The 12,439-nt window shown below is 56.8% G+C and carries 13 protein-coding genes and 2 pseudogenes; 8 read left to right on the forward strand and 7 right to left on the reverse strand.

The features are described 5' to 3' along the window. Window positions 1–16: 16 nt before the first annotated feature. Window positions 17–355 carry a DUF6388 family protein gene (locus TU74_RS18405; protein WP_048377285.1) on the forward strand — a complete coding sequence of 113 codons (339 nt, stop codon included), beginning with the start codon at window positions 17–19 and terminating at the stop codon, window positions 353–355. Here the strand turns inward: TU74_RS18405 and TU74_RS18410 are convergent. Genes TU74_RS18410 through TU74_RS18430 form a run of 5 tightly spaced genes read right to left on the reverse strand, consistent with a single transcriptional unit; the run spans window position 316 to window position 5,104 of the window. Next, a complete protein-coding gene (locus TU74_RS18410; RefSeq protein ID WP_047293832.1) occupies window positions 316–954 on the reverse strand; it encodes an ATP-binding cassette domain-containing protein in 639 nt (212 codons plus the stop codon). The genes TU74_RS18405 and TU74_RS18410 overlap by 40 nt on opposite strands. After that, window positions 947–1,753: an ATP-binding cassette domain-containing protein gene (locus TU74_RS18415; RefSeq protein WP_048377286.1), complete on the reverse strand. Its 807-nt coding sequence runs from the start codon at window positions 1,751–1,753 to the stop codon at window positions 947–949. Before TU74_RS18415 ends, TU74_RS18410 begins: the two co-directional genes overlap by 8 nt. Next, complete coding sequence (locus TU74_RS18420; protein WP_048377287.1) at window positions 1,753–2,559, reverse strand: ABC transporter permease; 807 nt, start codon at window positions 2,557–2,559, stop codon at window positions 1,753–1,755. The genes TU74_RS18415 and TU74_RS18420 overlap by 1 nt, the downstream gene beginning before the upstream one ends. After that, window positions 2,556–3,539 carry an ABC transporter permease gene (locus tag TU74_RS18425; protein ID WP_048377288.1) on the reverse strand — a complete coding sequence of 328 codons (984 nt, stop codon included), beginning with the start codon at window positions 3,537–3,539 and terminating at the stop codon, window positions 2,556–2,558. Before TU74_RS18425 ends, TU74_RS18420 begins: the two co-directional genes overlap by 4 nt. Beyond that, window positions 3,524–5,104 (reverse strand): ABC transporter substrate-binding protein, encoded by a 1,581-nt coding sequence (locus tag TU74_RS18430; protein WP_047293837.1) that lies wholly within the window; start codon window positions 5,102–5,104, stop codon window positions 3,524–3,526. The genes TU74_RS18425 and TU74_RS18430 overlap by 16 nt, the downstream gene beginning before the upstream one ends. Before the next feature lie 242 nt (window positions 5,105–5,346). On the opposite strand from TU74_RS18430, the gene TU74_RS18435 reads away from it, so the two are divergent. Then, window positions 5,347–5,838: a hypothetical protein gene (locus TU74_RS18435; protein WP_047275122.1), complete on the forward strand. Its 492-nt coding sequence runs from the start codon at window positions 5,347–5,349 to the stop codon at window positions 5,836–5,838. An 85-nt stretch (window positions 5,839–5,923) separates the two neighbouring features. Here TU74_RS18435 and TU74_RS18440 read toward each other — a convergent pair whose 3' ends face one another. After that, window positions 5,924–7,255, reverse strand: a complete 1,332-nt coding sequence (locus TU74_RS18440) for an aminotransferase-like domain-containing protein (RefSeq protein WP_048377289.1) — start codon at window positions 7,253–7,255, stop codon at window positions 5,924–5,926. Between the two features lie 142 nt (window positions 7,256–7,397). Here TU74_RS18440 and TU74_RS18445 point away from each other — a divergent pair, with 142 nt between their 5' ends. From TU74_RS18445 to TU74_RS18465, 5 genes and pseudogenes are all read left to right on the forward strand, one after another. Continuing rightward, window positions 7,398–8,294: a DMT family transporter gene (locus TU74_RS18445; protein WP_048377290.1), complete on the forward strand. Its 897-nt coding sequence runs from the start codon at window positions 7,398–7,400 to the stop codon at window positions 8,292–8,294. A gap of 420 nt (window positions 8,295–8,714) precedes the next feature. Beyond that, window positions 8,715–8,993 (forward strand): response regulator transcription factor, encoded by a 279-nt coding sequence (locus TU74_RS18450; RefSeq protein WP_047275128.1) that lies wholly within the window; start codon window positions 8,715–8,717, stop codon window positions 8,991–8,993. 28 nt (window positions 8,994–9,021) lie between these two features. Next, the gene (locus TU74_RS18455) at window positions 9,022–9,675 is read left to right on the forward strand and encodes a response regulator (protein WP_053070039.1); all 654 of its coding nucleotides are present in this window, start codon (window positions 9,022–9,024) and stop codon (window positions 9,673–9,675) included. Window positions 9,676–9,936: 261 nt separating this feature from the next. Continuing rightward, window positions 9,937–10,455 carry a cysteine hydrolase family protein gene (locus tag TU74_RS18460; RefSeq protein ID WP_048377292.1) on the forward strand — a complete coding sequence of 173 codons (519 nt, stop codon included), beginning with the start codon at window positions 9,937–9,939 and terminating at the stop codon, window positions 10,453–10,455. Between the two features lie 237 nt (window positions 10,456–10,692). After that, a pseudogene (locus TU74_RS18465) lies at window positions 10,693–10,953 on the forward strand (transposase); the annotation flags it as partial. A 260-nt stretch (window positions 10,954–11,213) separates the two neighbouring features. On the opposite strand, the gene TU74_RS18470 reads toward TU74_RS18465, so the two are convergent. Then, window positions 11,214–12,239 carry an IS110 family RNA-guided transposase gene (locus TU74_RS18470; RefSeq protein ID WP_048377294.1) on the reverse strand — a complete coding sequence of 342 codons (1,026 nt, stop codon included), beginning with the start codon at window positions 12,237–12,239 and terminating at the stop codon, window positions 11,214–11,216. Window positions 12,240–12,313: 74 nt separating this feature from the next. On the opposite strand from TU74_RS18470, the pseudogene TU74_RS24245 reads away from it, so the two are divergent. Continuing rightward, window positions 12,314–12,439 (forward strand): annotated as a pseudogene (locus TU74_RS24245) (IS3 family transposase); the annotation flags it as partial.

The raw sequence follows: 12,439 nt of genomic DNA on the forward strand, positions 1-12,439 counted from the left end.
TTAACAGGAGACACCCGTGACTGAACCCGGCCCTACCCACCAGCAAGCCCTTGACCGTTTTCTTGCCGAACGCCCCGACCTGCGCGAGCAACTCGATTGCCTGAACCCCCTTGAAGCCCGCGCCGTCGGGCAGCTGCCAGAGGTGTATCGTCAGGAGCGGCTGAACGAAGCGTTCGAAGCCGAAGCGGAGCGACTGGGCTTGTTCGCGTGGGAATTGACCCTGAAATTGACCAGTGACAGCGAGGCCGCTTTTGAAGCTCAACGGCTGGAAGTACACCGCGAAGTGGCGCAAATGGCAGGCATGGCGTGGGCCGATTATTGTGAGCTGTACGGGATCGTTGCCAGTCCGCACTGAGGGCCCTGCGCCTGCGGGTACCAGATGCTTGAACAGACTTTTTCCAGCAACGCCTTATTGTGGCTGAACACAATCAACCCCAGATCACGGCGCCGGACCTCGTCAAGCAGCACGTGCCACACCTGCGCCTGAATGTGCGCATCCAGTTGCGCGGTGACTTCATCGGCAATGAGAAAACGCGTGCGCGGGTCCAGCGCCCTGAGCAACGCAATACGCGCCAGTTCGCCACCGGACAACTCGTCAGGACGTCGTTTCAGCCACGCCGGGCTGATCGCCAGCCGGTCCAGCCACGCGGCCGTCGGAGACCAGGCATCGCGCAGGCTATCGCCCGTGCTGCGATAGGGGTTGAACGTCAGCTCCGGGTGTTGGGGCACCAGCTGGATCGGGCAGTAGCCCTGCTTCGCCAGCGGTTTTGCGTCCACGGTGATCCGACCCGACGTCGCCCCCTGCCATTGCGCCAGCACCCGGCCCAGGGTGGTTTTGCCATAGCCACTGGGGGCCGAAATGCCCTGACGCTCCCCGGCGCTGACGTGAAACGATACCGAGTCCCACAGCCGCTGGCCGTTTTGCTCAATGGTCAGTTGTTGGACTTCAAGCATGGGGCGGGCACTCCGGTTGCGGCACACGCCGGTGAATGAATTGCTGCTCGGGCAACGCCGCCCACAGCGACTGCAACCAGGGGCTGGCGCCGTTATCGCGCAGCGCCTGCGCACTCACGGTTTCGTGCAATTGGCCGTGGTGCAACACCGCGATGGTGTCGGCAAACCGGGCGGCCAGTGCCAGATCATGGGTCACCCATAAAACCCCACGTCCTTGCTGGCAAAGGCGCTTGAAGTGATGCAGCAGTTGGCAGGCGTGTTCGTCATCGAGCCAGGCGGTGATTTCATCAGCAAGCAGGTAGCGGGCGTGGGTCAACGCCGCACCACTGGCCAGCACCCGTTTGGCCATCCCGCCGGACAACCTGCGCGGATACGTGGCCACCAGCTCAGGTTGCAGGTTGTACTGCTGTAACTGTCGGGCTACGTCATCCAGGCCCAGGGCGACACCACTCAACCGCGCAGCTCTTTGTAACTGCGGGCCCACTTTAAGCAAGGGATTGAGGGCACTCACCCCTTGCGGGACGTAACACAGGGTTTTGCCCCGCTGATGGATTTTGTCGGTGTCACTCAGGCATTGCCCGTCCAGCCGGATCTCCCCGCGACAGCGCATGTTGTCAGGCAGCAAACCCAGTGCACTTTGCAGCAACAGGCTTTTACCTTCACCACTTGAACCCACCAGCGCGACCAGCTCACCGGGTCGCACGTCAAGGGTAATGTTGCTCAGCAACGGCTGCCAGGTGGTGTGGCCCAACCAGCGGTAGTGGGCAATGTCGATGGCCAGGCGGTTGAATGTCAGCATCAGGTGACCCTTATCCATAACTGCTGCAAAGCCCGCGCGAACTGGTCGAACACCAGCACCAGACTCACCAGAATCAAACCGGGGAAAAACGCCAGCCACCACGCGCCACTGCTCAGGTAACGCAGGGCGTCGGCCAGCAATAAACCCAGCGACGGGTCATGGGGCGCCAGCCCAAAACCCAGAAAACTCAGGGCCGCCGAGTGCAGCACCGCATGGGGGAACATCAGCAAGGTGCCGACGATCCATTGCGGCAGCAGTAACGGTAGCAAATGGTGACGCCAGCGATAAAAACTGCTGTTGCCCAGCCGGTGCGACAGCATGACGAAATCACTTTCGCGGATTCGCAACAGCTCCCCGCGAAGAATCAAGGCCAGACGCGGCCAATGGGTCAGCGCAACCGCCAGAATCACCCCGTGTTTGCCGCCGCCGAAGGTGAAGCAGATCAACACCAGCAACAACAGATGTGGCAAGGACAACAGGCTGTCGATCAACCCGCGAATCAGAAAATCCAGGGTTTTGTTTACGGCACACAGGCTGGCGGCAAGCATGGCCAACGCGCCACTGCTGAACGCAGCAACGAGGCCGATGTGCAAACTGGTGGTCATGCCCTGAAAGCAGCGCAACCACAGGTCGCGGCCGAGGCTGTCGGTGCCGAACCAGAACTGCGTCGAGGGCGCCTGACGCCGCGCCAGCAAGTCCATGGAGACCTCGACACCCGACACCGAAATACCGTAGGCGACCAGCAGGATCAGCAGTAACAGTGAGGCACTGAGGCGTAACAGGGCGCGCTGAGGGTTAAACGTCATGACTGGCGCGCCGCCCCGCGGTTGAGGCGCAGTAATAGCGCGTTGGCAATGCTGTTTCCCGTGAACACCAGCACGGCGCAAAACATCACAATGCCCATCAGCAGCGGGATGTCGCCCCGTAAACCTGCGTCGATCGTGGCCTGCCCCAATCCCGGATACGCGAAAACTTTTTCGGCCAGCAAAGATCCACCAATCAATTCGCCCACCGACGCAAATTGCAGGCACACGGCAGGCGTCAGCGCGTGACGCAGCACATGAAACCTGATCAGCGGCCAGCCGTTGTCCCCTTGAGCGCGGGCATAACGAATGAACTCGCTGCCCATGACTTCAGCGACCCGCGAGCGGGTGTGCAATGCAATGTTACCCACCCCCAATAATCCCAGCGCCAGCATGGGCAAAATCAGGTGATGCAATTTGTCACGCCAGGTCGCGGTCGCAGCGTCGGTGCCGGGCGGCCATGCACAACAAATCGGTGCCCAATTGAGGGTCACGGCAAACAGTGACAGCAGCAACAAACCGATCCAGAACGTGGGCAAAGACGACAGGACGTAAGACAACGTGGACAGCAGCCGATCAGGCCAGCGATGTAAATAACGGCCGGCGGTGAGCCCCATTGCCAACCCGACGAATCCTGAGAACAGCCACGCCGAAAACAGCAACGCAAACGAGGTGGCAAAACGTTCGCCAATCACCTGTGAGACCGGTGCGTTGTACAGCATCGAATAGCCGAAATCGCCGTGTAGCATTTGCGTAAACCAATGCCAGAAGCGTTCCCACAACGGCAGGTCTAGCCCCCATCTCGCCGCGATCAAGGGGTATTGTTCGGGCGGCACGTGCAACAAATCGTTACCGATGTAAGCGCGGATCGGGTCAACCGGAGAAAAACTGAGCAACGTGAACGTGCCTGCGGCCGTCACCAGCAACAAGCCCAGTAAGCGCACCACAAACCACACGGCCTCACGGATCACTGGCAGGTCCATTTCCAGCCATCAAGGCTATTGAGCAATGACCAGGAGCCGTGAATTTCAGGGGCGCCTTTGCCTAAATCGATGCATTCATCGGCCAGATACGTGTGTTGCACATTAAGCAACCACGCCCAGGCAGCATCCCCTTTGACCCCAACGCCGGTTTTGCCGTCCCACTCCACCTGTTGCCAGAACGGCACCGCCTGCTGCCAGTTGGGCGCGTCCAATGCTTGCTGCAAGTGTTGATCGACCACCGGATTGCGGTAATAGCCGGGGTTGTAGTACTCCACGCCAGCGGCCTTGCTGCTGTAGTGGTGGTAAAGCTCCATCGGGTCGAGGCTGCCCCAGCCAAAAAGCGTCGGGTTGGCGTGCATGTTGCGTTCAACGGTTTCCCAACTGCCGGATTGCAAATCCACAGCAATGCCGACCGGCTTGAGCATGGCGCGCACGGCCTGGGCAAGATCACGCCGCGTGGCATCACCGCTGGCATACCAGAGGGTCACTTTGGCTGGCAGACCGTTTTTTTCGCGCACACCCGTGGGGGTTTCGACCCATCCGGCGTCTTCGAGGATCTGCTTGGCTTTCGCGCTGTCGCCATCTTTGAAGGCGGCGTCGGGGTTATTCCACGGCAGGCCTTCAACGCCTGTAAAAGCGGGGATTGCGTGCCCTTCCAGCACCTGATCGGCCAGCAACTGACGATCGATCGCGTAGTTGATGGCTTTGCGAATGGCCACGTCGGCGGTCACGTCATTGCCGATCGGGTAGCCCTGCGCGTCTTTTTTGCCAGAAGCCGTGGTGGGCAACACAATGCCGCGGTTCTCGACACTGGGACGAACCCAGAGCTTCATGCCATGGGCAGGCGTGACCGCCAATGCCGGTGCAATCCGCACAATCCCCAACTGTTTGCTTTGTGCCGCTGCAAAGGCGCTGTCTTCATCTAGAAACACAAACACCAGTCGGGGGAAATCATTCTTGTGCCCGGCGTAATAGGGGTTGGCTTCAACGATCAATTGCTGACCCGGCTGATAGCTGACCAGCCGATAAGGCCCGGCACCAATCGGTTTTTGCGCATAGGTTTTAGCGTCGTACTGGTCAGCGGACACGATGCCCAATGAACCGAGCACATTGACGAAGGTGCTTTGCGCTGCCTTGAGCGCAATCCGCACAGTCAAGGGATCCACCGCTTCAGCCTTCAGAAAATTGCCCATGTCCACTTTGCCGCCGCTGGCCGCTGCATTGTTGTACGTGTAGGCAACGTCTTTGGCCTCAAGCGCCGAGCCATCGGAAAATTTCAGGCCCGGCTTGAGCGTCAGAGTCCAGGTTTTCCCGTCCTCACCCGTTTGATAATCACTGAGCAGAAAGCTGCTCCAGGACAGGTCTTCATTCTGTTTGAGCAAGGGGCTGTGCAGCAGCAAATAACTGCCATGACTCCACCCCAGCATGGGATCAAAACCTTCGGTGGGCTCATCGCCAATGGCCAGCTTCAATGTGCGCGCCTGCGCTGAATAAACTGGCGCAGCCAGTATTCCGAGCAAGGCCACTGTGATCCCTAGTGAGCGCATCCATGCGGGCCTGGACATTCATCCTCCAAAAAGAAATATCAACATGGCTAACGCGCAATAGTTAAGCAGTGCTGCTTCAAATAGCCAGCCAGGCGATAGATTGTTTGGGCGCCTCCTAACATCCAGTCACACTTGCGCGTCCCGGCAGAAACTGACCCTGCCCCCTGATTCAGGCGTTGAAAAAACAGCGCACACGGTCGTGTGCTATACCCATGGGTATGCATTTGCAGCGATCAACGACTTCACTGACAGAGGTTCGCATGTTCAACGTACTCGCCAGTCACTTGAAAGATAAAAACGTCCATTCAATCAACGCCTTGCCCTCGAACAATATCGAACTGTTCGATTGCTACACCGGCATGGTCTTCGGCAAGCTGTACCGCAGCTTCCCACTGCCTGTCAGCATCAGCGCAGAAGACTTTATCGACTACAAAACCTTGCGCGCCGGCACCCGTGAAGCACTTGAAAAAGAAGAAAGCCTTTTCCTCGCCACCATCAAGTGGCTGGCTGACGTCGGTTACATCCACTTCGATGGCATGTCAGGGGTATCGTTTTTTGAGGTGATTTTGACCAACAACGGTTTGCTGATCCTGCGGGCCTTGCCACAAGCGGCCGAAGAAGGGTCTACCCTCGGTGAAAAAATGACCCAGAGCATCAATGAGGAAAACACCGACAGCCTGCGCGGGCTGGTAACAGAGGCGCTAAGCCTGGGCAGCCGCTTGATCAGCCCCATGATCCGTTCGGGGATTTGAACCACAAGCATTGATCGGCGTGCCGTCGGAGAAACTCCCTGCCTGACCTGCGCAGGGAGTGAGGCGCTGAGATCACTGCCAATGGTCAACCAAGCGCCTCCACCACCCGCCTCACTTTCAGCAACGCTTCGCGTAACGCAATCATGTCAACTGACCCCAGCGCCAGCCTGATTGCATGCGGAATATGGGCCGTGATCGCAAATGGCTCTGCGGTAGAAACAGAGACATGTTCGCTCATCAACATCATGGCTACCTGGTCGGCACGCACGTCCTCGGACAACGGTAACCAGATCAAGTAAGACGAGGGGTGGCGAAGATACGGCAACCCTGACAACACTTCGTCAGCCAGATGTTGGCGTGCTTGCGCATCCTCCCTTTTTTGCGACTCCAGCAGACTGACGGTTCCATCATCCAGCCAGGCGGTTGCAATAGCGGTCATTACGCCCGGCACGTTCCAGACCGTCGCCCGGATCGCGCGCTCCAGCGCGCTAATGTGCTGTATCGGAGCGACAACAAACCCCACACGCAGCCCGGTCGCCACGCTTTTGGATAAGCCTGACACGTAGACCGTGCGTTCAGGCGCCAAGCTCACCATCGGCAACGGCGCTTTTTCGATCAAAAACGCGTAGGCCGCATCTTCAATGATGGTCAGGTCGTATTGCCGCGCAATGGATACCAGGTGGGCCCGTTGTTCGGTTCCCATGACCCAGCCCAGTGGGTTGTGCAAGGTCGGCATGCAGTAAACAGCACGCACAGGACGGCCGCGGCACAGTCGTTCAAACGCGTCCAGATCAGGCCCGTGAGCGGTGACAGGAATGGGCAAAACTTCTAAATGAAGACTTTGAGCCAGCACTTTGAAACCGGAATACGTCAAGGCATCCGCCGCGATGACGTCCCCCGGTTTCAACAGCGCCATCAGCGCTACGGCCAAGCCGTGCTGAGCCCCATTGACCATCAATACCTGCTCGGCCGATGCGTCGATGCCGCGGGTCGCCAAGTGCCTGGCCACACTTGCCCGTTCATGCAGACGCCCGCCATGGGGCTGATAACGCAGAAGGGTTTGCAGATCTCCGCTGAGCGCCAATTGGCGCAGTGCCTGTCGCAAAAGGTCCGTCTGGCCTGGCAATGAAGGGTAATTGAAATTCAAGTCCAGCATCCCCGACTCAAGGGGTGGCTGGTCTATGCCCTGCCCAGGCGGCAAAGCAGTTTCCCTGACGAAAGTCCCGCGCCCGGTCTCTCCGCTGACCAGCCCCATGGCCGCCAGTTCTGCGTACACGCGACTGGCCGTTGCCAACGCCAGGCCATGGGCCGCCGCCAGTTGACGGTGCGTAGGTAACCGGGTGCCAGGGCCAAGACTGCCTGAACGTATAGCTGCGGCCAGGCGGTCGACCAGGTATTTGTAACGGGAGCGCGTCATTTCACTTTGTATCCATGACAATTTTTTGATTGTTCCGAATCATTAACCCTAGGATGCAACGCACGCAATTGAAACTTCCTGGACGCATCTTCGTCCTGGCGATGCACTCAACCTGTCACTCATCAGCTCAGGATTTCACAGCATGGACAGCATCTGCGGGTCTACCAAACCGAACGACGACCGTATCAAACGCGGATGGATCAATGGATTCATCGGCGTTGTGATCTTTAGTGGCTCTTTGCCCGCAACCCGGATCGCGGTAATGGAGTTTGACCCCGTATTCCTGACGGTTGCCCGCGCAACCCTGGCAGGCCTGTTGGCTGCGTGCGCACTCTGGTTTTTCAGGGAGCGACGTCCTGTAAGAAATCAACTTTTGTCCCTGCTGATAGTGGCTATAGGCGTGGTCGTCGGATTCCCCTTGTTAACGGCATTGGCGCTCCAGCATGTGACCTCGGCACACTCGATTATCTTCCTCGGCATGCTGCCTTTGGCCACTGCTGTATTCGGGGTCCTGCGCGGTGGAGAAAGGCCCCGGCCGGCCTTCTGGCTGTTTTCGGTGCTGGGCTGTTCATTGGTGGTGGCCTACGCCATAGCGCAAGGCCTGAGGGCGTCGCTGCAAGGAGATGCGCTGATGCTGTGTGCTGTGTTGGTGTGCGGCCTGGGTTACGCAGAAGGCGCGAAACTCTCGCGAACCTTGGGGGGGTGGCAAGTCATCTCATGGGCGCTGGTGTTGTCATTACCGCTGATGGCCACGCTCAGTGGTTTCTATGCTCCACCTTCGTTCGCCGGCATCAGCCCGCAGGCATGGTTAAGCCTGGCCTACGTCTCGGTGTTCAGCATGCTGATCGGTTTCGTATTTTGGTACCGCGGGCTTGCTCAGGGAGGCATTGCGGCGGTAGGTCAACTCCAGTTATTGCAACCCTTTTTCGGTTTGGCGCTCGCCGCCTCGTTGCTGCATGAGACCGTTAGTCCGGGCATGTTTGGGGTAACGGTCACGGTGATCGCCTGTGTGATCGGGGCAAAACGGTGTGCGAAATAGCGCGCCACTTATCTTGCAGGTAGACCGTGCAAGATCAACAGCGTCACTCAATCCGTGACGCGTCCGGTCTTTGCGGCCCCCGCTAAGGCTGGCACCCCGGCGTAACCTTTGAATGCGCGCTTTAGCGCCTGGCAAGTTTTTTTGGAAGAAAGCTGCTCACGAACCATGCAACTTATTCTTACTACCATTTTTAAATTAACTCCCTATCCCATTGATATCTCCTACAACTCCTGCCCAGAAGTCGGAAGGAAGCATCCTGCAAAGCCAAGTAACCTTGGCGAACTGTAATTTCTGACAGGTTACAACGCTCAAATCAGCGCGTTATAAATCCCTCACTTGAACACCCGTTTTTTACTGCCAAAAAGCGTCCGGCAGTGTGGTGGTGTCGATTCCGCATCCAGGCATGAGGGAGAAAACAACATGATCCGTCAACGTCCGCTCCAACCAGAGCAGCGCAGTCAGGCTTTTCATTCATACGATGAAGAGGCTACGGAGAACGTCAAATTGACCCCAAGGGAAAAGGAAGTTTTACAGTGGAGTTTGCTTGGAAAGTCCTCATGGGACATCGCTCGAATCGTCGGTTGTACAGAGGCCGGTGTGAATTTTCATTTTTACAACCTGAGACGAAAATTCGGTGTGTCGTCACGTCACACTGCCGCCCTCAAAGCGGTGCAACTCGGGCTGATCACGTTTTCTTAAATGCCTCATGGCAATACGGAGCGCGTCAGTGCTGAGCCTCATTGTGGCGGATGATCATCCCGTGGTTGTGCAAGGGGCGATGATGACGTTATCGGGGCAGTTGGACGCCTCATACAGCATCGCTGGCCATGCGTTCGGCACAGACGACCTGATCGATAAACTTCAACGCTACCCGTGCCAGATCCTGATTACTGATTACTCCATGCCACGTGGTAGCCAGCCAGACGGTCTGGCACTCATCAGCTACATTCGACGACATTTCGAATCGGTAAAAGTTATCGTTATGACCATGCTGAACAACCCCTCGGCGTTGAAAGCCTTGCTGGGGTTGGGGGTTGCTGGGCTGTTTGACAAACACAATGATTTATCCGAGTTAGTCCATGCCGTACGCGTTGTGAGCAAAGGCAAACGTTACATTAGCCCTACTTTTGTGAAAGCGCTTGATGAGCAGTCTTCTTTCACAAAGCACCTGCCCAAGGGCTCGTTATTGGCGCTCTCGCCCAAAGAAATTGAAGTTGTAAGATTATTCATCTTGGGGCATTCCGGCCGCCAAATTGCTACGCGACTCAGCCGTAGCGAAAAGACCATCAGCCGCCAAAAGCGCATGGCAATGAATAAACTTGGACTCGCGCGTGACAGCGCACTGGTGGAGTGGGCAGCAGGGATGGGGCTCAAATCTTGAAAACCCCAGCAAGCGCTTATTAATGCGTCGCTGATCGCGAACATCTGCCCTTGCATCCACTTGCCAAGTTTTGGTCATACCGCTACTGTCAGGCCCATGGATCACCTACGCATTGCCTTGACTACGACAACCACGACCGCCAAAGGCGGGTCGTGAGAGGTGTCGTGAGCCCATAACACACGAACTTCAAAGGCCCGCCAGTGATGGTAAGGGCCTTTTCTTTTGCCCTTGTGTCTCTGGCCACAACGCAAGGAAAGCCCCATGTATGCTCTGTTAATTCTCGATATGCAGGTTGGATTACTGCATGGCCCGGACAAACCACTGGCCGGCGAAGCACTGGTTACAACGGTAAACACGTTGATGAGCAAAGCCCGGATAGCGGGCGCACCTATTTTCCTGGCGCGCCACATTGGTCCACCCGGCTCACCGATCGAACCTACAAGCCCGCTGACGCAACTGGTGCCGGAGTTGGTGTTAAAGGGTGAGGAAGTCATCTTCGAGAAAACCCGTCCTGACGCCTTTACCAAAACAGAGCTGGCCGATCAGCTACAGGCGTTTGGCGTTGAAGGCGTGGTCATCACGGGTATGAAAACCCAATATTGCGTTGACAGCACCTGCCGCGCTGCAAGAGATCTTGGATTCGACGCCGTGTTGATAGCCGATGGTCATACATGCAGTGACACGCCCACCCTTAAAGCAGAGCAGATTATCGCCCATCACAATGCGACCCTTGCGGGGCCATTCTGCCGTGTCGTAACCGCTCAGGAATGGGTGTTCTAACACCTGTAGACAGATCGGCCCTGAATAGGGCTGATCTGGGGACTTGTGACGTACCCGGTTCATACCCATTTTCGTTCCACACTAAACGTTAGACGGGCCTTCACCTCCACGTCATTCAGACCGCTACTTTTTACCCGCTTCCCACTTAGCTGCTCTTGGCACCCGTGATGGTCTGTAGTGGTCTAATGAAACCGGACACCCATTTAGGCGAGAATGCTCGCCAGATCAAGGTGTCAGATGACCAAACAACGCCGCTCCTTTACTCCTGAATTCAAGCGCGAGGCTGCCGACCTTGTGCTCAAGCAAAACTACAGCTACATCGAAGCCAGCCGTTCACTCGGCATTGGTGAGTCGGCATTGCGCCGCTGGGTTGACCAGATTCAGAAAGAACATAAAGGCGTCACCCCGCAGAACAAAGCACTGACTCCTGAACAGCAAAAAATTCAGGAGCTGGAAGCTCGGATTGCTCGGCTTGAGCGAGAGAAATCAATATTAAAAATCTATGGTCACCCCCTTTTTTGCAATGCTGATTCAAGGGCGAAGTAGTTGGCTTGCTTAAATCTATCCGGCGTCTATTGGATGATTCACCCGCGCCATGATGAGAGTCGCGCCTGACGTTCCTGAAAAGGCTAACGGCTTCTTGCTGAGCCAATTTTTAAAACAGGTTCTTCGTCAGGCCGGTAGGCCGTTTACGTCATCCATTATTCAGCTATCGCAAAACCTGAAAGGTGAATCGTGGTACAGCAACAACTGCAGAATCAGGCGTTCAAGGCGTCTGGCCCTGCTTCGTATTGCGTATGGTGCGCGGCCATCGCCCAAGCGATACGCGCCAGCTTGTTAGCCAAGGCACAGGCCACGACATTAGAGTGGCGTCGGCTCAGCAATGAGCGAACCCAGTCGGCCAAGGCTCCTTTCTGGTGATCGAGTCTCTGCATGTAGACCCTGGAACATTGCACCAACAACTGTCGAAGGTGCTTGTCGCCGCGTTTACTGATCCCCAATAAGTTGGCCTTGCCGCCGGTGCTGTATTGCTTGGGTACCAAGCCCACTGATGCGGCAAAGTTCCGGCTGCATCGGTACTGCTTGCCATCGCCCATCTCCACAGCCAGCAGGCTGGCGGTGATCGGGCCGACACATGGAATGCTCAGCAAACGACTTCCCAGATCATCGTCGGCCAGTTGGCATGCCAACTCTTTATCCATTGCCTTGATTTGCTCATCCAGATAGACGAAGTGATTGTGCAAACGCTGCAGCAGCACCGTCAGACGAACGGGAAGTTCATGCTCAGCCAAAACAACCGCCATACGCGTCATGATGGCCAAACCTCTGGGTAAGCTGACGCCAAACTCCAATAGAAAACCGTGCATTTGATTAGCGGTTCTGGTGCGATCACGCACCAACGATTCGCGCATCCTATGGAGTACAGACAGGGTTTGCTGGGATTCAGTCTTGGGCGTAACGAAACGCATCGAAGGACGAGAAGCCGCTTCGCAAATCGCCTCAGCGTCGACAAAGTCGTTTTTGTTCCCCTTGACGAAGGGCTTAACGAACTGCGGGGAAATCAGCTTGGCCGCGTGTCCCATTGCCGCCAACTGACGAGCAACATAGTGCGACCCCGCACAGGCCTCCATTGCCACGACACAGCTCGGCGAGCGGGCGAAAAACTGCATCATTTGCGCCCGTGAACATTTTTTGCGAAACACCTCCCGGCCTGACTTATCCTGGCCGTGCAGATGGAACGTATGTTTACCGAGATCAATACCTATCAGCGCTGACTCGCTCATGATGATGCCCTCCGAAAATAAATCACCCTGCTAAAGCCTAGCCCTCGCAAGGTGTGGGGGAGACCATCTCATTAGGCTACCGCGCTCTTGATGTCGGAAGATCACGAGCGTTCGCGCTGATTGACCAGTTGAGCGCACATGAGCCGGTTGATTGGCTGTGCAAGGTGTTTGACGTCACTCGCTCGTGTTACTACGCCCAG

The organism is Pseudomonas lundensis, assembly GCF_001042985.1.
Taxonomy (GTDB): domain Bacteria; phylum Pseudomonadota; class Gammaproteobacteria; order Pseudomonadales; family Pseudomonadaceae; genus Aquipseudomonas; species Aquipseudomonas lundensis.

What these genes read in the sequence shown, in the direction of transcription:
- TU74_RS18430 (WP_047293837.1), bottom strand. Translation starts at nt 5,104, where the DNA reads ATGTCCAGGCCCGCATGGATGCGCTCACTAGGGATCACAGTGGCCTTG.
- TU74_RS18410 (WP_047293832.1), bottom strand. Translation starts at nt 954, where the DNA reads ATGCTTGAAGTCCAACAACTGACCATTGAGCAAAACGGCCAGCGGCTG.
- TU74_RS18450 (WP_047275128.1), top strand. Translation starts at nt 8,715, where the DNA reads ATGATCCGTCAACGTCCGCTCCAACCAGAGCAGCGCAGTCAGGCTTTT.
- TU74_RS18460 (WP_048377292.1), top strand. Translation starts at nt 9,937, where the DNA reads ATGTATGCTCTGTTAATTCTCGATATGCAGGTTGGATTACTGCATGGC.
- TU74_RS18440 (WP_048377289.1), bottom strand. Translation starts at nt 7,255, where the DNA reads ATGACGCGCTCCCGTTACAAATACCTGGTCGACCGCCTGGCCGCAGCT.
- TU74_RS18445 (WP_048377290.1), top strand. Translation starts at nt 7,398, where the DNA reads ATGGACAGCATCTGCGGGTCTACCAAACCGAACGACGACCGTATCAAA.
- TU74_RS18415 (WP_048377286.1), bottom strand. Translation starts at nt 1,753, where the DNA reads ATGCTGACATTCAACCGCCTGGCCATCGACATTGCCCACTACCGCTGG.
- TU74_RS18420 (WP_048377287.1), bottom strand. Translation starts at nt 2,559, where the DNA reads ATGACGTTTAACCCTCAGCGCGCCCTGTTACGCCTCAGTGCCTCACTG.
- TU74_RS18470 (WP_048377294.1), bottom strand. Translation starts at nt 12,239, where the DNA reads ATGAGCGAGTCAGCGCTGATAGGTATTGATCTCGGTAAACATACGTTC.
- TU74_RS18435 (WP_047275122.1), top strand. Translation starts at nt 5,347, where the DNA reads ATGTTCAACGTACTCGCCAGTCACTTGAAAGATAAAAACGTCCATTCA.
- TU74_RS18425 (WP_048377288.1), bottom strand. Translation starts at nt 3,539, where the DNA reads ATGGACCTGCCAGTGATCCGTGAGGCCGTGTGGTTTGTGGTGCGCTTA.